The organism is uncultured Roseibium sp. (genome assembly GCF_947499295.1).
Taxonomy (GTDB): domain Bacteria; phylum Pseudomonadota; class Alphaproteobacteria; order Rhizobiales; family Stappiaceae; genus Roseibium.
This window is the reverse complement of sequence record NZ_CANMNP010000005.1, coordinates 233,866-254,456: the sequence shown is the minus strand read 5'-3', so window position 1 is coordinate 254,456 and position 20,591 is coordinate 233,866. Positions and strand designations below refer to the sequence as shown.

The window sequence follows — 20,591 nt, the reverse complement described above, 5'->3', positions numbered from 1 at the left end:
ATTCCTGAACAATCCAGTCTTTATTTAGATTGTTATTCAGCAACAGCAATGCGGCCATTTGATCACAGCAGTTTGGCAAACATAGCCATGATTTTGGAACGCATAATACGCAATGTGTTGCAAATCGTTCAAGATCGGCAAGAAAACCACTTATGATTGCACTTTGATTGCAACATTTTGTCCAAAATGAAACAAAGCAGACGGGCTGAGGCAACGCACATTGACGATGGCTCAATTGCGACCAGTTTTCCGGTTGAAGGATTTATTCTGGCTCTTTCATGCCATAGATAGGGGCTCTATCGTCTGCCGCTTAAAAGACCTCTTATTGGAAAGTTTCATCGTAAATGGTCAGTGTTTCATCACCCTCCCAACCCCAGACCGGCAACAACAGCCCAGTGGCCGCTGGAACGGCAATCAGGATCGCACAGCGCATCTCGGAGGAAATAGGGTGCAAAGCCGGCCAGGTGACCGCAACAGTGCAACTGCTCGATGAAGGGTCGACCGTTCCCTTCATTGCCCGCTATCGAAAGGAAGCTACCGGCGGCCTGGACGACAGTCAGCTGCGCAAGCTCGAAGAACGCCTGATCTATCTGCGCGAGCTTGAAGACCGCCGGGTGGCCATCACGAAGTCGATTGAGGAACAAGGTAAGCTCACCGATGAACTGACCAACGGAATTCAGGCCGCGGAAACCAAGTCACAGCTTGAAGACCTGTATCTGCCCTTCAAGAAAAAGCGGCGGACCAAGGCACAGATCGCCAGAGAAGCCGGCCTCGAGCCACTGGCCGATCAGCTGTTGGCAGATCCCCAGAAAGCCCCGGAAACAGAGGCAAGCGCTTTTGTGGACGAAGGCAAGGGTATCGCAGACACCAAAGCCGCCCTGGATGGTGCCCGGCAAATACTCATGGAACGTTTTGCCGAGAACGCGGACCTTGTCGGAAGGCTGAGACGCTACATTGAAGAACGGGGCGTCGTGCAATCCAAGCTCATCGACGGCATGGCAGAAAAGGGTGCGAAATTCGCCGATTATTTCGACTATTCCGAAAAGTGGTCGAAAATCCCGAGCCACCGGGCGCTTGCGCTGTTTCGTGGCCGCAACGAGGGCATCCTGTCTGTTGACCTGACCGTCGACGCCGACGACGTTTCACCGGTTTTATCTGCAGTCAGGATGGTGGCTGACACGTATGGCATTGCCGATCGTGGCCGCCCTGCGGACAAATGGCTGATGGAAGTTGCAAGGTTTGCCTGGAAAGTGAAACTGGCGCTCCACCTTGAACTGGATCTGATGGGCGTTCTTCGCGACAAGGCGGAAGAAGAAGCCATTCAGGTTTTTGCGAGAAACCTGAAAGATCTGCTTCTGGCCGCACCGGCAGGAGCCACGTCAACACTTGGGCTCGATCCAGGTATTCGTACCGGTGTGAAAGTTGCCGTGGTGGACGGAACCGGAAAACTGGTCGATACCGCGACGATCTATCCCTTCCAGCCGCGCAACGACATTTCAGGTTCAAGGGCGACATTGCTTGCTCTTATGGCGAAACACAAGGTCGGGCTTCTGGCAATTGGTAACGGCACCGCCAGCCGCGAAACGGACAAACTTGCCGCTGATGTGTTGTCCGACATTCCTTCTGCACAACGCCCGGTCAAGGTGATCGTCAACGAAGCCGGTGCGTCTGTCTATTCGGCATCGGAATTTGCAGCAAAGGAAATGCCGGACGTCGATGTGTCCCTCAGGGGTGCGGCATCAATTGCAAGACGCCTGCAGGATCCGCTCGCCGAGCTCGTCAAGATCGAGCCGAAATCCATCGGCGTCGGCCAGTATCAGCACGACGTCAATCAGAGCAAGCTTGCACGCGCGCTCGATGCAGTGGTCGAAGACGCGGTGAATGCGGTTGGCGTTGATCTCAACACGGCCTCTCCAGCGCTCCTCTCGCGCATTTCAGGTCTTTCTGAAAATCTTGCCACGGCCGTTGTGGAACACAGGGAGGAGATTGGCCGCTTTGACAGCCGCCGCCAGCTCAAGGACGTGCCGCGCCTTGGCGCCAAGGCTTTTGAACTTTGTGCAGGCTTCTTGCGCATCAACGATGGCAAGGAACCGCTTGATGCGTCTTCCGTTCACCCGGAGACCTATCCGCTTGCCAAACGCATCGTGAAGGCCTGCGGACGGGACGTCCGTCAGATCATGGGTGACAACGCGCTTCTCAAAGGTCTCGACCCTTCAGAATTTACCGACGAGACGTTCGGTCTGCCGACCGTCGAAGATATTTTTTCAGAGCTTGAAAAGCCCGGCCGCGATCCGCGCCCGGAATTCAAGACGGCTGCCCTTCAGGATGGTGTTGAGGAAATTTCAGACCTGAAACCCGGAATGAAGCTCGAAGGCACCGTCACCAATGTCACCAATTTCGGTGCGTTTGTGGATGTCGGCGTTCACCAGGACGGTCTCGTTCACGTTTCACAACTTGCCGACCGCTTCGTCGACGATCCCCACAAAGTCGTCAAGGCGGGCGACATCGTCAAGGTAACGATCCTGGACGTGGATGTGCCACGCAAACGCATCTCCATGACGATGAAATCTCAGGCCGACTACCAGGAGCAGCGCGAGCGTCCGCAGCAGGATCGAGGTGGCCAGAGGCACAAGGGATCCGGCAATCGAGGCCCAGGAGGCCGTGGGCCCGGCGGTGGTCACTCCGGCGGTGGAAAGGGCAACACGCCGAAAGGCTCCGGCGACGGCGGCAACAACGCCTTGGCGGCAGCTCTTGCAGCAGCGATGAACAAGAAACGGACATAGGGAAAGTCGATCGACCAATCCAACTTTCAGATCCAAATCCGTTTGTTTGCACGGACCCGCACGTACAGAAAAACTACAAAAGAATACCAGTTGAGGTAGTCTTGTCGTGAGCAAGTATGATCAAGGATCAGCTCATGAGCGACGAACGCCCCAGGAGAGACTGGCCGAACCAGGAAATAGAATCCGGCACACTCGGCGCGCTGGCGCATCTTTATCGGGCCGAGGTGTTTCGCAGCACCCACTGGCGCACGCGGCTGGACAACACCACGAATTGGGCAGTGGTCACGACGGGCATCGCGCTATCAGCAACCTTTTCCAACAAGGATGCCTCGCCACTGCCAATGGTTCTGGTTGGACTGCTGGTCACGGTCTTTCTGATCTTCGAAGCGCGCCGATATCGCTACTACAATATGTTCCGCGCCAGAGCCCGGCTGATGGAGTCCGATCTCTACGCGCCGATCCTGCACGGGCGGAAGGTTCCTTGGGGCAGCGAGTGGAGCAAGATGCTGGCCGAAGACTACGAAACGCCGCACTACCACATCAGCCTGGCGCGCGCTGCGGGCCGTCGGCTGCGATCAAATTATTCCTGGATCCTCGCCATTCAGGCCGTCGCCTATTACGGCAAGATTGCAATTCATCCAGACCCTCTCACCAGTTTCGCCGACGTGTTCGCACGAGCCGCAATTGGCCCAATTCCTGGAAGCTTCGTAATGTTTGCCGGGCTTGTGTTTCATCTGAGTTGGGTTGTTTTTGCTTTCGTCACCCTGCGGCTGGACAAGATTTACCGCGAAAAGCGTCAATCGCCGATGCAGGCGATCTGAACTGGGTCTGCGATCGAAATACCGGCGGTTTCATTTCTGATCTGCAGCTGATATATCAAAAGCTCTTCTGTTTTAGACATAGAGTATATTTCAATGACAAGCGATGTCAGCCAATCCGCTCAGGCGTACCGGGACCTGGAAGAAGACATCGTCACCTTGAAGCTGAAGCCTGGCGAAGCTGTTACGGAAACCTATCTGACGCAGCGGCTCGGCATGGGGCGGACACCCATCCGCGAAGCGCTGCAGCGGCTTAGTTGGGAAGGCCTTTTGACGATACGTCCGAGGCTTGGTGTAATCGTCGCCGACATGAACCCGGCAGATTTCGTCAAGGTGCTTGAAGCAAGGCATGCGCTGGAGCGCCTGATGGCCGGCTCAGCCGCCAGGCTTGCCAGTCAGCAGGAGCGCAAGGCTCTTGAAAAATGCGCAGAGGAAATGAGAGAGGCTGCTTCTGTGCCCGATGTTGAAGCCTATCTGAGGCTGGACAAGGCTTTTGACGAGGTGGTTGCTCAAGCAGCTTGCAATCCTTTTGCAGCAAAGGCACTTGCGCCGCTACAGAGCCACAGCCGGCGCTTCTGGTATCGCCATTTCGGCCAGACCGATCTGAACCCTGCCGCTTGGAGCCATTTGGAGGTGATGCAGGCGATCGCCGCCGGTGACGAACCGTCTGCGATGGAACATGCTGAAAATCTCATGCTCTACCTGAGGCGGCATGCCATGTCGTTGCTCAGCGGTCACATCTGACGTCAACGTGAAAGACACGCTGCTTCAAGTGAAGTCACTCACACAGGAGAGGATCGATGCTATCCGCAAGGATTTCCAATGAGAGTGGCAATGAAAGCGCTGAACTTGCCGATGAAATCGAGCGCCAATTGCTTCGCTCGCTTCGACAGCAGAACACGCAATCTCGCAATGAAACCATTGTCTTGAAGGCGACGTCACAAGATGGTCGGCTGCTTGGCGGCATAACGGCTTCAACGTCCTATGGCTGGTTGCTTGTCAAAATCCTCTGGGTTGACGAAACAGCCCGCGGCTTGGGGCTGGGGTCGGACCTCTTGAACGCGGCGGAAACCGAAGGACGCCGGCTCGGGTGCCATGGCGCCTGGTTGGATACCTCCAACCCCGAGGCCTACGCCTATTATCTCAAACGCGGCTACGACACATTTGGCACGCTTGAGAATGGGGCAACCGAGCATCCTGCGGACCATTGCCGTTGGTTCATGAAGAAGGCGCTTTAGGCCAACGGTCGCTTTTGCCTGGCAACAATTCGATAGCCGGCTGCTACACGCCCGTTGTTATGGCAGGTCAAACTTCACGAAATTGCTGTCCGCTTTTCGGATCTAAGCAGCCAGGAGAAGAGCGCTAAAGCAAGCGTTGCGCCTGCAATTTCGGCGATGATAAATCCTGGCAGGTCAACCGGCCTGATGCCGGCAAACGTATCCGTAAAGGCCCGCGAGATTGCGACAGCCGGATTGGCAAAGGACGTCGAAGCCGTGAACCAGTAAGCTGCCGTGATATAGAGCCCGACCAACCAGGGCACGGCTGCTTCTCGAAAACGGATACCCGCGAGAATGGTTGCGAGCAGGCCGAATGTTGCAACAATTTCTGCAACCCACTGCCCCGCCCCTGTGCGAACGGTTGTCGATGCTTGCAGGACCGGCAGTTCAAACATCACATGCGCAACCAACGAGCCTGAGATGCCGCCAAGGATCTGTGCGATGATGTAAGCTGCTGCCACCACCAAACCAAGTTCACGCTTGAGCCAGAAGACAAACGTCACGGCAGGATTGAAATGCGCACCGGATATCGGGCCGAGCATTGTGATCAACACCACCAGTATTGCACCGGTGGGGATCGTATTCCCGAGCAGCGAGACAGCAACATCTTCAGAAAGCTTGTCCGCCATGATACCCGACCCGACTACGGTCCCCACAAGCATGGCGGTTCCGAGCGCTTCGGCAACGAGGCGCCGGGACAGACTGAATTCAGACATGTTTCAAATCCTATGCATCCGCTGCAGCACTGATCGCTGCCAGTTTTTGTTTTCCGTCTTCGGCGGTGAAAACAGCATCTCCAAGAGCAAGCATGGCTTCGATACGGCGTTTGAGACGCTGATAAGCCTGGTCAAAGGCCATGCCCCTCACAGCGTCATCGCCATCGACTGAAGCCGGATCCGGAATACCCCAGTGAACGACCAGTGGATGACCTGGCCAGACAGGACACGCCTCTCCGGCGGCACTGTCACAAACGGTCACGATAAGGTCCATCCGAGGAGCATTCGGTCCTGCAAATTCCTCCCAGCTCTTGGAGCGGAAACCGTCGGCAGGAAGACCGTGACGCACCAGGCAGGCCAATGCGTCGGGATTGACTGACCCGCGCGGTGTGGATCCTGCCGAATAGGTTTCAAACTTGCCTTTGCCCAAGTGCCGAAGAAGGCCTTCGCCCAAAACTGAGCGTGCGGAATTCGCCGTGCAGACGAATAAAACATTACGCATTTTCAGAAATGCCCCACCATGTTCGTGAAATCAGGTCACCTCGTCTTCAATCGAGGTGCAGGAAGTGAAGATATTGGCAATCGGAGCGCAAAGGTCCGGATTCCCGCCACAGCAATCTTCCAGCAGATAGGTCACCAGAAGCTGCATTGTGCTTAAGCTGGCCGTGTAGTGAATGGATCGTCCATCTCGTTCAGCGGTGACCAGACCGGAGCGCGCCAAAGCACTTAAGTGCGCTGACAAAGTGTTCGGAAGCACTTTGAGCGCATCCGCAATAGCGCCAGCGGTCATGCCTTCCTTGCCTGCCTTTACCAACAAGCGAAAGACATCAAGGCGGGTTTCCTGTCCGAGGGCAGCCAATGCATCAAGGGCTTTTTCTTTTTCCATATTTCGAGAATACTCGAAATAACGAAGTAAGCAACCTCTTTTCCGCATGCTCTTCAAGCACCTCGAAAGGCAAAAGCGGCATATATGAATACCAAGGCCGAGAGCAAAGCAGTGAGAGCGAAAACGAGCCCGAACCCGCCAAGAGCAAAGGCAGCACTGGACACTGCGAGCCCGACGGTGCCTCCAGCGATCTGGGACGTCATGGCAATCCCGCCACCCTGTCCGTGTTTGTGCTCAGGCAATGCCTCCGAAACCGCTGCCCGTGTCGGCGTGAACAGAAATGGAAACGCCAACCCGGCGATCAGGAGCCCTGGAACGAACAGAAGCACATTCTCATAGGACCAGGTCACGGTTTGCCAGAGGAAGGCAAGTGTCAGAACACCGAGACCGAAAAGCACTTGCCACCGCTTTGCGATCTTGTCGGTATACCGCCCGCAGACCACAGCAGTAACAGGCTGCAGGGCCGGTGCGAGCATGACAACGACCCCCGCCTGGAAAGGCGTCAGGTGTAAATCGGTCTGAGCATAAAGAGCAACGAAGACAAAGAGTGGCATTTTGGCATATTGAGCCGTGAAGATCGTAAGATTGCTGCCCGCAAAAACGGGGCTCGAAAACAGATCGACTTCAATCAAGGGCATGCTTTGCCGAAGTTCGAACATCCAGAAAAGCCCGAATAGAACCAGCCCAAGGAACATCGAGGCAAGGATTAAGGGGTTGCTCCATCCGAGGTCACTCGCCTCCATCAGACCGAAGACAATGCAGAACATGGCCGCCGCCATCAGAAGCAATCCGATCCAGTCAATTTGCCGCCCTGCAGGTCGCGGCACATCTCGCCAGGTGAGCGTCACCAATACAGCAACGACTACGGCAACAAACGGATTGATCCAGAAAATCCATCGCCAGGACAGGAAGTCGGTGAAGAGCCCGCCGACCAGGGGCCCAAGCGCGAGAAACGTTGTTCCAACGGCCCCGCTTGTTGCCAAAGCTGCGCCTCTGACTTCCTTTGGAAAGGTCATTGTGATCATGGCAAGGAACAAGGGAAAAATGATCGCAGCACCAAGTCCCTGAAGTGCCCTTGCTGCGATCAGCGCGTCTCCTGAGGGAGCAAACCCGCAGGCAACCGAGCAAATGGCAAAAAGCGCCAGACCAAAAAGGAAAACGCGGAGAATACCGAACAGGTCCGCAATTTTTCCGCCAACCGCAACAAAACAGGCAAAGGTTAGGAGATAGGCATTTACCACCCAATGGGCGTCATTGTTCGAGAGCCCGAGCTCCTTCTGGATGGTCGGCAAGGCAATTCCAACCACCGTTTCGTCCAGAAGCACAAGCCCCAGGACGCAGCTGACAGCACCCAGGAGCCACCACTTTCGATTTGCATCCGAAATTGCCTGCATCAAAAAGGCTCCCGAAGACCAGCTTCAGGAGCCTACATGAACAAGCTGAGCGCGTGCACCGCCTAAAGGCTGCAAATCAACATCAGGCGGCTTTTGCCGCCAGGCGCTTTTTGATGCTCTCAACGTCGGCCCGGGGTGTCGCGGCAAACAGAGTTTTGGTGTAGTCGTGCTGCGGATCGTTGAACACCTCGTCCCGAGTGCCGTATTCAACAACTTCGCCGAAATACATCACCATCACCTTATCGGCAATGTAACGAACCACCGACAGATCATGCGAAATGAACACGTAAGTCAGGTTCATTTCTTCTTGCAAATCGGCAAGCAGGTTCAGAATCTGGGCCTGAACGGAAAGATCCAGCGCGGAGACCGGCTCGTCCAGCACGAGAAGTTTTGGCTTCATCATTATGGCGCGGGCAATCGCGATACGCTGGCGCTGCCCGCCGGAAAACATATGCGGGTACCGACCGTAGTGCTCAGGCGGCAACCCGACCTTTTCCAGCATCTGGAGTGCAAGATCGCGACGTTCGGCAGCCGGCATGTCCGTATTCAGAAGCAGCGGCTCTTCCAGAACATGCCCTATTTTTTGGCGCGGGTTCAGTGAACCATACGGGTTCTGGAATACAATCTGCACCTTCTGACGCATCTCCTTGGAGATGCCGGTTTTCGAAATGTCGATTGGCAATCCGTCAATTTCTATTGACCCGGACGTTTGTGCATCGATCATGGTGAGCATGCGGGCAAGTGTAGACTTGCCGCAGCCGCTTTCTCCGACAACAGCCAGTGTCGAGCCGCGCTCAACATCAAGGCTCACACCTTTGACGGCTGTCAGTTGGGACCCCTTTTTGAAGAGACCACCCTTGATATCGTAGGTGCGGTAAACGTCGCGGACTTTGAGGATGATATCGTCGGCCACTTAAAATCCTCCCGCTTGGGCAAAGTCACTGACCGTCGGCAGGCGATCGCCCGTCGCATTTTCCGGCAGAGCTGAAAGCAGCGCTTTTGTGTAGGGATTTTGGGGGTTTTCAAACAGAGCAAGCACATCAGCCTCCTCCATTTTGCGACCCTGGTACTGAACAATCACCCGGTCAGCTGTTTCAGCGACAACGCCCATGTCATGCGTGATCATGATCAGGCCCATACCGCGTTCCTGTTGGATTTGAACCAAAAGATCCAGGATCTGCTTTTGAATGGTCACATCAAGCGCCGTTGTCGGTTCGTCCGCGATCAACAGTTTCGGTGAACACGCAATTGCCATGGCAATCATCACACGCTGGCACTGACCGCCGGACATCTGATGCGGAAAGGCGTTGAGCCGCCCTGCCGGATCGGGAATACCGACAGCTTCAAACAGCTCGACCACGCGATCCTTGATCTGTTTGCCCTTCAGACCCGTGTGTGTCTTGAGGGTCTCGCTCATTTGGAAGCCGACCGTGAAACAAGGATTCAGGCTGGCGATCGGCTCTTGAAAGATCATCGAAATATCCTTTCCGATAACCTTTCTGCGTTCCTTGGCGGACAAGGTTCGAAGGTCGAGGCCTTCGAATTCCATCTTGTCGGCCGTGATGGTTGCGCTGTCCGGCAGCAAGCCCATTGTCGCCAGCATGGCGACCGATTTGCCTGATCCGGATTCGCCGACAATCGCCAGAACTTCACCCGCATCGACCGTGTAGTCGACGCCGGCCAAGGCCCGAAAAGGCCCCTTGGCAGTATCGAATTCAACCCGAAGGTTTCTGATTTCCAGAAGCGACATTCAATCAGCTCCTTTTCAGTTTCGGGTCAAGCGCATCGCGCAGACCGTCGCCTACAAGATTGATGGCGATAACGGTGATCAGGATGGCCAGACCTGGGAATGTGACCACCCACCAGGCGCTCAGGATGAACTCCCGGGCCTCTGCAAGCATTGTGCCCCATTCAGAGGCAGGCGGTTGAGCGCCCATCCCGAGGAAGCCGAGTGCGGCTGCATCCAGAATTGCATTGGAAAACGAGAGCGTTGCCTGAACGATCAGCGGTGCGAGACAATTCGGCAATATTGTCTTGAACATCAAGCGAAAATGGCCTGCACCTGCTAGGCGTGCTGCAACCACATAATCACGCGACCGCTCGGCCAATACGGCCGCACGTGTCAGTCTGACGAAATGCGGCTGCAGAACAAGTGCAATGGCGATCATCGCATTTGTAAGCCCAGGCCCAAGAATGGCGACAAGAACCAGTGCCAGAAGGAGCGCCGGAAACGCAAGGATGATATCCATCAGTCGCATGATGAAAGTATCGACCGTGCCGCCGGCATAGCCTGAGATCAGACCCGTCACGATACCCACGCAAAGCGAGATGGTGACAACGATGACGCCGATCCAGAGCGAATATGCAGCACCGTGCATCAAACGGGAGAGAATATCGCGCCCGACAGCATCTGTTCCCAGAATAAAGGTGGACTTGCCGCCTTCTTCCCAGAAGGGCGGAACAAGGAAACTGTCCCGATATTGCATGTCAGGATCGTGCGGTGAAATCCAGGGGGACAGCACCGCGACTGTGACCAGTGCAACAAAGATGCACAGGCCAATGACCGCGCCTTTATTGCGCGAAAAGTAGTACCAGAATTCGGCGAGATTGGCCCAGGTGGCGCTTCGGCTGGCAGCCTGAACCTTGTCTGTATCGGCACCGGTGGCCGGAGAGGTATTTGTCATTTTCTAACCCTCGGCTCAGTTGTGTCGGATACGTGGATTGATCAGGCCGTAGAGCACGTCCACAATCAGATTGACCATCATCACGATGCCGGCAATCAGAAGCAGACCACCCTGGACCACGAAGTAGTCCCGGCGTGAAATGCTGTCGAAAAGCCATTTCCCGATGCCGGGCCACGAGAAAATGGTTTCTGTCAGGATCGCTCCGCCGAGCAGAACCCCAACCTGCAGACCAATGGTCGTGACAACCGGGATAAGTGCGTTTCGAAGCGCGTGGAGACCTATCACCGACTTCGGCGCCAGGCCCTTCGCACGCGCGGTGCGCACATAGTCCTCGCCAAGGACCTCAAGCATGGCCGACCGGGTCTGGCGGGCAATCACCGCCAGTGGAATGGTCGCCAGCACGATGGATGGCAAAATCAGATGTCGTACCGCTGACAGGAATGCGCCCTTTTCACCGGACAGCAAACTGTCGATCAGCATGAAACCTGTCACCTGCGGGAAAAAGTAAAGCAGCGAGATCCGTCCGGAAACCGGCGTCCATTGCAACACTCCTGAAAACAGGATGATCAGCAGCAGGCCCCACCAGAAGATCGGCATGGAGTAGCCGACAAGCGCTGTTCCCATGATCGCCTGATCCGCGATTGATCCGCGTTTCACCGCGGCAAAAATACCTGCCGGAATTCCAATGCAAACGGCCAGGATGATTGCGCAAAGCGCGAGCTCCGCTGTGGCGGGAAAGAGTGTCATAAACTCGTCCAGCACGGGCTTCTTGGACGAAAAGGACGTTCCCAGATCACCTTGGAAGATCCCGAGAATATAGTCGAGATACTGTTGCCAGTAGGGCTTGTCAAAGCCCAGTTGCCTCATGACTTCTGCCTTGCGTTCCGGCGAAATTCCGCGTTCTCCGGCAAGGAGTTCAGCCGGATCGCCGGGCAAAAGACGGATGAAGGTGAAGGCGACAAAGGTGACGCCGATAAATGTCGGAATCAACAGGCCGAGACGGCCTAGAAGAAAGCGGAGCATGTCAGGTTCCAGATACGAAGAACCAGCGGAAACCGCCCATACTTTCGGCAGCATCCGCCGGTCATAATACTTGAAGGCGCCGGCATTACTGCCAGCGCCTCCTTGAGATTAGGCGGATTTATTCCGCAATGTCTACGCCGTCAAACCAATGGCCGCCGAGCGGATCCATTACATAGCCGGTGACTTTGGAAGACATCGGCATGAAGACGACGGAGTGCGCGATGGTTGCCCAAGGTGCTTCTTCCTTGAAGACAGCCTGTGCTTCTTCGTAGAGCTTGGTACGTTCCGCCTTGTCCGTTACGGTCTTGGCCTTCTGGATCAGAGCCTCAAACTCGTCGTTGCACCACTGCGCACGGTTGGAACCACCAACACCGTCACAGCCGAGCAAAACGGCAAGGAAGTTGTCCGGATCGCCATTGTCGCCGGTCCAGCCGAGAAGAACGGCACCATCGCGATCAACATCCTTGGACCGGGACAGGTACTCACCCCATTCGTAGGAGACGATTTCAACATTGACACCGACATTGGCGAAATCAGCCTGAATGACTTCCGCCATACGGCGGGCATTCGGGTTGTAAGGACGCTGCACTGGCATCGCCCAGACCTTCATGGAAAGCTTTTCTACACCGGCGGCTGCCAGCATTTCCTTAGCAAGGTCAGGATTGTAATCGTCGTCCTGGGTCGCTTCGTTGTAGGACCACATGGTTGGCGGAATCGGGTTCTTGGCGGCCTGGCCGGAGCCCTGGAAAACCGCGTCGAGGATCGCCTGCTTGTTCACAGCGTGGTTAAGCGCCTTGCGGACTTCTTTCTTGTCGAACGGAGCCACTTTGGTGTTGTAGGCAAGGTAACCGACGTTCAGACCCTGCTGTTCCATCAGCGTCAGGTTGCTGTCAGCCCGGATATCCTCAATGTCTGCCGGTGCCGGATAAGGCATGACATGACATTCACCGGCCTTGAGCTTCTGCAGCCGAACGGCAGCATCCGGCGTGATTGCGAAGATCAGGTTGTCGATCTTTTCCTTGCCGTTCCAGTAGTCGGCATGTGCCTGATACCGGATCACGGCATCTTTCTGATAGCCGACAAATGCGAACGGACCAGTGCCTACCGGCTGCTGGTTCAGCTGTTCCTTGGTGCCAGCAGCTTCAAGCTGCGCGGCATACTCGGCAGAAACGACCGACGCGAAATCCATGGCAAGGTTCGCGATCATCGGAGCTTCCGGACGGTTCAGCACGAACTTGACCGTATGATCGTCAACCTTGACAATTTCCTTGATCAGGTCCGGCATGGACATGCCGTTGAAGTATTCCCAGGCTGTGCCCGGTGTATACTCGTGCCACGGATGATCTTTCTTCAGCTGACGTTCGAAAGAGAAGACGACATCGTCGGCGTTGAAATCACGGGTCGGCGTGAAGAAGCTGGTGGTGTGATACTTAACACCCTGACGCAATTTGAAGGTGTACTCCAAACCGTCTTCCGAAACTTCCCAGCTTTCAGCAAGGCCTGGCAGAACCTCTGTCGTGCCACGCTTGAACTCGACAAGCCTGTTGTAGATCGGCTTGGAGGAAGCATCGAAAGTTGTACCGGCGGTGTAAAGTGCGGTGTCGAAGCCTTCAGGTGAACCTTCAGAGCAATAAACCAGTGTCTTTGCGGACGCGCCGGTTGCTGCGATCACAGCAAGGCTGGCGCCAAGAAGGGTAGCCTTCAAGGTTTTTTGGAAATTCATCAAACTGTTCTCCCCTTGATGAAGAAGCAAGGGCCCTGCATCGTTGAACCGTGCAAAGGAGTTAAGCCCGAGCCAGCGCAAACTAAGGCGTTTTTTTGGCGGAAAATCAACTGCCAACATATTTCTAATTTCACCTGTTTTTTGAAATTTTTTTTCTAGGTAAGCCATACTGCCGTAAATTTTTGACGCAAGACCCTAGGCTCAATGGAAACAAATACCGCTACGGCACTATTTTTTACGCTTAGCATAAGTGCTTGAAAACAAAAAAACTCCCGCCTTGGCGGGAGTTTGGAAATCTGGCAACCTTACGTAGAACTTGTTCGCCTGACCGCATCCTGCCAACCTGAAAGCAATCGGCGTCTTTCCGCTTCATCCAGCCTTGGTTCGAACCTTTTTTCCAGTTTCCATTGCGCGGAAAAGGATTCTGCCCCCGGCCAGACACCGGCTTTCGAGCCCGCAAGCCAGGCAGAGCCGAGAGCGGTCGTCTCGGCCACTGTTGGACGATCGACAGGCGCACCAAGAATGTCAGCCAGAAACTGCATGGTCCAGTCGGATGCGGTCATGCCGCCATCCACTCTCAAGACAGGCTTTTCGGCATCGGGCCAATCCGCCTGCATGGCGTCGATCAAGTCACTGGTCTGGTAGCCAACGCTTTGCAGCACCGCGCGGGCGATTTCCTTCGGACCTGTATTTCGCGTCAGCCCGAACATCGCCCCTCTGGCGTTCGCATCCCAGTACGGCGCGCCCAGACCGACAAAGGCCGGAACCAGATAAATATCCTGATTGGCATCTGCCTGCTCGGCGAGACCTTGTGTCTCGCCGGCGCTTTCAATGATGCCCAGGCCATCCCGCAACCATTGAACCGCGGCACCTGCAACGAAGATGGACCCCTCCAGAGCGTATGTCGTCTTGCCGTCCAGGCGGTAGGCGATGGTGGTCAACATCCTGTTGTTGGACCTGACCGGAGCATCACCGGTATTCATAAGCGCAAAACAGCCGGTCCCGTAAGTCGACTTTACCATACCAGGCTTGAAGCAGGCCTGACCGACGGTCGCCGCTTGCTGATCACCGGCAACGCCGAGTATCGGGATAGAGCGGCCGAACAGATCGGCCACTGTCATACCGAACTCGTCCGCACTGTCCTTCACTTCTGGAAGCATGTTGAGAGGGATCCTCAACAGACTGCACAGTTCTTCATCCCAGGTGTTTTCGTGAATGTTGTAGATCAATGTTCGCGCAGCATTTGTTGCATCGGTCACATGAACCGTACCGCCGGTTAGCTGCCAGATCAGCCAGGTATCGACAGTTCCGAAAACAAGCTCGCCGCGTTCGGCCCGCGCCCGGACGCCATCCACATTGTCAAGGATCCAGGCAATTTTCGTTCCCGAGAAATACGGGTCAAGCAACAGGCCGGTCTTTGACGTAAATTTGTCTTCCAGACCATCGGCACGCAGCTGAGCGCAAAAATCGGCGGTTCGCCTGTCTTGCCACACGATCGCGTTGTAAACCGGCTCACCGGTTGAGCGATCCCAGATCAGTGTGGTTTCCCGCTGGTTGGTAATACCGATCGCGGCGACATCCGCCCCCGCTGACGGTGCCTTTTCCATTGCTTCGCGGCAAACACGCAGTGTGCTTGTCCAGATGTCCGTCGGCGAATGCTCCACCCAACCAGACTTCGGGAAATGCTGCGGAAACTCCTGCTGGCCGACACTAAGCGGTTGATAGTCTTCGCCAAAGACGATCGCTCGGCTTGACGTTGTGCCCTGGTCTATTGCCAACACACATCCTGCCATGGCCCACCTCCCATTGATTTTGTTTGTTCGAGAAACTGTCGGCTCGACCGTCAGTTACATCGGTTAGAGAAAACTATGCAGCAGCGCCAGGTCTGTCCGCAAGATAGTCTGAAATGAACGCGTCCAGTCTAAGGGACTCCTCCTTGGAGATCCGAAGACCAAGCTTGGATCGGCGCCAGAGCACATCGTCTGCGCTTCGCGCCCACTCACGTTCAATCAGCCATTTCACTTCAACTTCATAAAGGTCGTGACCGAAACAAGGGCCAAGCGCATCAAGTGACGCCGCATCGCCCAGCATAAGCCGGGCATCGGTGCCGTAGTGGCGCATCAGGCGCGAGGCGAACTGCTTCCCGACAAAGGGATAGTCCCGCACAAGTTGATCAACTTGATGGTCAAATTCCGTCACCCTGAAATCGCCACCCGGCAGCGGAGCATAGGCCGTCCAGACACCACGCTTGAAGGGAAGATACGGCTCCAGTTTGGCCAGCACGTTTTCAGCCAGTTTTCGATATGTGGTGATTTTGCCGCCGAACACCGACAAAAGGGCAGGCTTGTCTTCACCACCATCCAACTCAAGCACATAGTCACGGGTTGCCGCCTTGGCATCCTTGGCGCCGTCATCATAAAGAGGCCGCACGCCAGAATAGGTGTGAACCACGTCTTTGGGCTCAATCGCCTCCGCCAGATACTCGCTGGCGGATTTGCAAAGATAGGCGATCTCATCGTCGGAGATGCGCACGTCGCCCAGATCGTCCTGGTAATCGACGTCCGTTGTCCCGATCAGCGTGAAATCGTCTTCATAGGGAATGGCGAAAATGATGCGTCCATCCCCATTCTGAAAGATGAAGCAGCGGTCGTGTTCAAACTGGCGCGGAACGATGATGTGACTGCCTTTGACCAAACGGACGGCCGAGGTGTTGTTCGCGCCAACGACACCGTTGAGCATTTCTGCCACCCAGGGCCCCGCCGCATTGACAAGTACACTGGCGGTAACAGTCCGCTCCTCTCCCGTGTCCTGATCTTTCAGAACAACATTCCAAACATCATTGTCCCGACGCGCGCTGATGCATTTGGTGCGCGTAAGGACCTCCGCACCACGGTCCGCCGCATCGCGCGCGTTCAGGACAACCAGCCGGGCATCATCCACCCAGCAATCCGAATACTCGAACCCCTTCTTGAAGAGGTTTTTGAGACCTTGAGAAAAAGGAGCCTGATCAAGGCGCACTGTTTTGGTCGCCGGGAGAAGTTCGCGCCCTCCCAGATGGTCATACATGAACAGACCCAACCGGAGCAGCCAAGCGGGACGAAGATCCTTGTGGTGAGGCAGTATGAAACGAAGCGGCCAGGCGATATGAGGCGCTGCCCGCCAAAGCACTTCGCGTTCCTTCAGCGCTTTCCTGACCAGATTGAACTCGTAATATTCCAGGTAGCGCAGGCCGCCATGAATAAGCTTTGTCGACGCCGAAGACGTCGCCCCGGCGAGATCACCCATTTCCACAAGCATCACGGAGGCGCCGCGGCCGACAGCATCACGGGTGATGCCCGTGCCATTGATGCCTCCGCCAATGACCAAAAGATCGTACTCCGCCGCCATAACCTGTCTCCGGCTGATATGAAATTGCAGTTGCCAACCCGAAAATGAAAATAAAACGAAACTCAGCGAAATTCAATCAACAATTTCCCGAACATGACGAAACCACTATCTTGTCGAGCGTCCGGTAGTACTCTCCAAAAGAGAACACCACGAGATAACATACAAATTATTGAAAAATCTAATGTTCTCCATCATCTGCTGGTGCATCATCTACGGGTTTCGACTTTCGGGAACCGGTTTTCACTTTCTCTTTCGCTTTCCCGGCAGCGGTTGCATAAGGAGGTGTCGCCGCATGGTAAGTTACCTGCGGGAACGGAATCTCGATATCGCGTTCGTCAAAGACCTGTTTCACAAATTCATTGTAAGCCCTGCCGACAGACCATTGATCTCCGGGCCTTGTCTTGATGCGCGCCCTGATATCGATTGAGCTGGCGCCAAAATTTGTCACTCCGTGCATTTCGAGGTCACCGAAAATGCTCGATTTGAAATCTGTCTCGTTCAACCGCCGGAAAGCCTCCGCCATTGCGTCTTTGGCGTAGGTGATATCCGTGTCGTAAGACACACCGATCAAGGCAACATGATAAGAGAAGCCGCGCATGAAATTGGACACCATGTCCACAGAGGAAAACGGAATGATATGGGTGGTGCCATCCAGATCCCGCATCCTGACGGATCGCACGGTGATGCCTTCCACCGTTCCCGTTATGCCTGCCACGGTCACCACGTCGCCTTCGTTGATCGCGTTCTCAATCTGAATGAAAGCACCGGTGATGATGTCTTTCACCAGGGTTTGCGCACCAAAGGAAATCGCCAGACCCACAACACCGGCACCGGCAATCAGCGGACCGATATCAACACCGATTTCCGAAAGTGAAAGCAGGATTGCCATAACGATAATGACGACCGTGAAGGCATTGCGAAACAGCTGAAAAAGTGTCCGCTCCCGTGCGGTGACGATGTAGCCGGCCCGGGACTGAAGGCGAAGATCCACCCAGGACATAACAGCAAGCCAGACAACAAAAGCGACAATCAGCACCATAAAGGCCGCGCCATAGCTGCTGACAAGGCGAGCACCGGTTTCGCTGTAAATCCAGTCAATGACACTCAAGAGACCCCAAATGTCGAAGAGCAGCAATATGGTTCCGATGAACACGATAGTTCTGATGAGTTTGAGCAACCTTGGAACGAAGGCGTTGAGCCTGGACTGAAGCGCCGGAAGTTTTTCGCTAAGCTCGTTCGGAATGCGAATGCCGCCCTTGATTGCCCGTGTCATCACAAGCGAAATTGCCATGCCCGCCATTATGGTAATGATTGAAAGACCGGTCGCCCTAAGGATGATTGTTGTTGCGTCGAAGGGGCGCGTGACCCAGACCAGAAAAATCGCGATGATGTAGCCATAAGCGCCGACATGCCACAAGTTGCCAAGATTGGTGAGCGCGCTCTGGGCAAGTCCACTATGGAGCGTTTGCGCATAGTCGCGTGTGCCTTTGCGGACGTTCAGCCGGTTCCGTGCGATCAGCACCATCAGGTAAAGCATCCCGATAAGAACAATCAGAAAACGCAGCGCATTGCCAAGAACAAAGGAGACGGCGATGTTCGCCACCGGAACGGCCAGGAAAACACCATAGTTGACCCAGAACATGTAGTAGCGCAGCTTGACGTACCAGTAGTCGGCACTTGCGTTTGAAAACGGCAGAAGACGCAATTCCGGCCGCTGCGGTGCAAAAACAAACCTGAGGGAAACATTGGCCATACCGGTGATGAAAAACGCGTTGAGAGCCAGGCTCTCCTGGAGGGACACACCGGCCTGAAAGCCGCCATAGGCAAGAAGCGCAACCAGATACCCGACACCAAGCCCAACGGCGACGGTAAGCCCGTCAATGATAGAAGTCAGAACAAGAATGAAACTTCGTGTCAGTCCACCGCCATAGCGGGCACGAACGGACAATTTCGGATAAATCAACCGGGCGATCGCCTGGCCGGCCCAAAAGGCCAGATAGGCTGCACCAAGGACCACCGCAACCTGGGTGAGCACGTCCTTTGCCCGATCCCACTTGATCGGAATTTCTCCGCTGAAAATGAGCAAAAGCCCCTTTAGCGAATGCACCGATCGATCGACGACCACTCCGATCTCGTCTGCAATTGTCTTTGTGTATTCGCCGACTCGGATGACGAAGCCACGCCCGGCACTTTCTTCATCGCCGGACGCGGTGTCCCCCGTCGCCTGACCTTCTCCGGCCTGCGCCTTGCTGTCGCCTCCCACGCCCTCTTCGGACGCGCTTTCCTTGAGCATCTTGATCAGGGCTTCACGGCTGGCAGGATCGTTGAGAACTTTAATGAGAGCATCGTTTGCTTTTTGGACGTCCGCCGTCTGCGAAGTCTGTTCGCTCGCTTGCTGGCTCGGCGCTTCTTGCGCCAGTCCCGAAGTCTCCCCGAGCACCATCAGCCCCAAGATGACGACCAGAATGTTGCCCAAAATTCTCATCATAATTCCTGTACTTGCGGCACGCGGGTGCGAACACTGTCTCAAGCACAACAATAGGAAACAACCTGCAGAAAAGGAAAGAGAGCTTGAAGGCCGATCAGTCTTTTTGCACCGCAACGAAAACTGGCAAACGAGAGTTGAAACGTTTCATCGACTAAGTTCAACCTTCAGACTTTCCGTGTCAGCCAACAATAAACCAAGTTTACGTAAGGTAAAAAGGGATCATTCATCCATCGGGTAACGTAATAATAACAATATAGACGTCAATCTGATGGGAAGAGGAGAGTGGATGTCGAATTCCCTGATCGAACTGGCCCAGGATAACACCGAGGGAGCTCGCGAGCGCTTGTTTGCGCAAGTGAGCGAGCTTGTGGTTTCCAACCTGGACCAGCGCACCGATCGGGAGCTGGCAATCTTCGCTGAAGTCATCATCAAGCTTTACGGTGTCGGATCCGCAAAAGATCGCGCGCGCCTGGCCAAAAGACTGGCATCCCAAACGAACACCCCATCTGAACTTGCAAAACGTCTGGCAGAAGACAATGTCAACGTGGCCATGCCTGTTCTTGCAAATTGCCCGGTGTTTTCGCAGGAGGACCTGCTGGATTTCGTTGAACGGTTGAGCGCTTCTCATCTCCAGGTAATTGCGCGTCGCTCCGACCTCTCGCCGCAAATTTCAGATGTCATCGCCGAGAGGGGTGATCGCCCGGTCCAACGAATTCTGGCCGGCAATCGGGAAATCAAGCTATCTCGTGAAACAATGCTCAAATTCGTCAAACTGGCGACGGAGGACGTGGTTCTGCGGGAAGACCTGTGCTTGAGAACCGATTTGTCACCCACCGTCTGTCGTCAGTTGCTGCCGCTGGTGAACGAGGAAACAAAAAAACGGCTTCACGGGATCATCGAGGGTTCGCTTTCACAAGATCAGCTCAATCAGATCGCCCGGCTTAAGGCGTTGCGCCGAGAGTTCGGCGATGCGCTCACGACAACCGATATGGAGCTGCTCTGGAGGGACGCCGAACGCAACGGTATTTCGATTAGCGAATTGATGATCCTGCTTCTGCAGGATGGCCGGTTCAATCATACGATCGAATTGCTCAGCGCACGCGGTCGCATCGCTCAAAAAGCTTTGAAAGACGCTGTCTATGAAGGCAAACTCGACCTCGTTATGAAAACAGCTGCCAAGGCTCAACTCGACACATCGACCTTCGCTCTCTTTGCCAAGGTTCGCTGCGATCATCTGAAAATTCCGTCTGCACGCGCGTCGGAGTGGACAGTTGCCTATAAGAAACACATCGAAAGCACGGCCTCGGCTCGTCAATCGAGGTGTGGCGACTTTCAGGCCAAGCGCAAAGAAAAAAAGGCAAAACCGGGCGGGGAACGTGCATCCCGTCTGGCGGCTATGTAGTCTGCTTCCA

At 55.1% G+C, this 20,591-nt stretch carries 17 protein-coding genes; 5 read left to right on the top strand and 12 right to left on the bottom strand.

The window, feature by feature from the left end; genetic code table 11:
• Window positions 1-344: 344 nt before the first annotated feature.
• The 4 genes from Q0835_RS11125 to Q0835_RS11110 all read left to right on the top strand — a co-directional run bounded on the left by Q0835_RS11125 (window position 345) and on the right by Q0835_RS11110 (window position 4,839).
• Window positions 345-2,783, top strand: a complete 2,439-nt coding sequence (locus Q0835_RS11125) for a Tex family protein (protein WP_298961079.1) — start codon at window positions 345-347, stop codon at window positions 2,781-2,783.
• A gap of 134 nt (window positions 2,784-2,917) precedes the next feature.
• Window positions 2,918-3,604, top strand: coding sequence for a DUF2270 domain-containing protein (locus Q0835_RS11120; protein ID WP_298820059.1), 687 nt, complete (start codon window positions 2,918-2,920; stop codon window positions 3,602-3,604).
• 93 nt (window positions 3,605-3,697) lie between these two features.
• On the top strand, window positions 3,698-4,345 hold the full coding sequence (locus Q0835_RS11115; protein WP_298961077.1) for a GntR family transcriptional regulator: 648 nt from the start codon (window positions 3,698-3,700) through the stop codon (window positions 4,343-4,345).
• 56 nt (window positions 4,346-4,401) lie between these two features.
• Complete coding sequence (locus tag Q0835_RS11110; protein WP_298820055.1) at window positions 4,402-4,839, top strand: GNAT family N-acetyltransferase; 438 nt, start codon at window positions 4,402-4,404, stop codon at window positions 4,837-4,839.
• A 74-nt stretch (window positions 4,840-4,913) separates the two neighbouring features.
• Here Q0835_RS11110 and Q0835_RS11105 read toward each other — a convergent pair whose 3' ends face one another.
• The 12 genes from Q0835_RS11105 to Q0835_RS11050 all read right to left on the bottom strand — a co-directional run bounded on the left by Q0835_RS11105 (window position 4,914) and on the right by Q0835_RS11050 (window position 19,176).
• Window positions 4,914-5,594, bottom strand: coding sequence for an MIP/aquaporin family protein (locus Q0835_RS11105; RefSeq protein ID WP_298820053.1), 681 nt, complete (start codon window positions 5,592-5,594; stop codon window positions 4,914-4,916).
• Window positions 5,595-5,604: 10 nt separating this feature from the next.
• Window positions 5,605-6,096, bottom strand: coding sequence for an arsenate reductase ArsC (locus Q0835_RS11100; protein ID WP_298961074.1), 492 nt, complete (start codon window positions 6,094-6,096; stop codon window positions 5,605-5,607).
• Window positions 6,097-6,126: 30 nt separating this feature from the next.
• Entirely contained in the window at window positions 6,127-6,480 is a 354-nt protein-coding gene (locus tag Q0835_RS11095) for a metalloregulator ArsR/SmtB family transcription factor (RefSeq protein WP_298820049.1), read from the bottom strand.
• A 53-nt stretch (window positions 6,481-6,533) separates the two neighbouring features.
• Window positions 6,534-7,874, bottom strand: a complete 1,341-nt coding sequence (locus Q0835_RS11090) for an MFS transporter (protein WP_298820046.1) — start codon at window positions 7,872-7,874, stop codon at window positions 6,534-6,536.
• 82 nt (window positions 7,875-7,956) lie between these two features.
• Window positions 7,957-8,787: a dipeptide ABC transporter ATP-binding protein gene (locus tag Q0835_RS11085; RefSeq protein ID WP_298820044.1), complete on the bottom strand. Its 831-nt coding sequence runs from the start codon at window positions 8,785-8,787 to the stop codon at window positions 7,957-7,959.
• Complete coding sequence (locus Q0835_RS11080) at window positions 8,788-9,624, bottom strand: ABC transporter ATP-binding protein (protein WP_298820042.1); 837 nt, start codon at window positions 9,622-9,624, stop codon at window positions 8,788-8,790.
• A 4-nt stretch (window positions 9,625-9,628) separates the two neighbouring features.
• Window positions 9,629-10,558 (bottom strand): ABC transporter permease subunit, encoded by a 930-nt coding sequence (locus Q0835_RS11075; protein WP_298820040.1) that lies wholly within the window; start codon window positions 10,556-10,558, stop codon window positions 9,629-9,631.
• Between the two features lie 15 nt (window positions 10,559-10,573).
• A complete protein-coding gene (locus Q0835_RS11070; protein ID WP_298820038.1) occupies window positions 10,574-11,581 on the bottom strand; it encodes an ABC transporter permease subunit in 1,008 nt (335 codons plus the stop codon).
• Between the two features lie 118 nt (window positions 11,582-11,699).
• Window positions 11,700-13,304 carry an ABC transporter substrate-binding protein gene (locus Q0835_RS11065; protein WP_298961069.1) on the bottom strand — a complete coding sequence of 535 codons (1,605 nt, stop codon included), beginning with the start codon at window positions 13,302-13,304 and terminating at the stop codon, window positions 11,700-11,702.
• Between the two features lie 305 nt (window positions 13,305-13,609).
• Window positions 13,610-15,097 carry a glycerol kinase GlpK gene (glpK, locus tag Q0835_RS11060; protein ID WP_298961066.1) on the bottom strand — a complete coding sequence of 496 codons (1,488 nt, stop codon included), beginning with the start codon at window positions 15,095-15,097 and terminating at the stop codon, window positions 13,610-13,612.
• Window positions 15,098-15,170: 73 nt separating this feature from the next.
• Window positions 15,171-16,691 carry a glycerol-3-phosphate dehydrogenase gene (gene glpD, locus Q0835_RS11055; protein ID WP_298961063.1) on the bottom strand — a complete coding sequence of 507 codons (1,521 nt, stop codon included), beginning with the start codon at window positions 16,689-16,691 and terminating at the stop codon, window positions 15,171-15,173.
• Between the two features lie 178 nt (window positions 16,692-16,869).
• Entirely contained in the window at window positions 16,870-19,176 is a 2,307-nt protein-coding gene (locus Q0835_RS11050; RefSeq protein WP_298961060.1) for a mechanosensitive ion channel domain-containing protein, read from the bottom strand.
• Between the two features lie 289 nt (window positions 19,177-19,465).
• Between Q0835_RS11050 and Q0835_RS11045 the strand changes: the two genes are divergently transcribed.
• Window positions 19,466-20,581, top strand: a complete 1,116-nt coding sequence (locus Q0835_RS11045; protein ID WP_298820028.1) for a DUF2336 domain-containing protein — start codon at window positions 19,466-19,468, stop codon at window positions 20,579-20,581.
• Window positions 20,582-20,591: the final 10 nt, after the last annotated feature.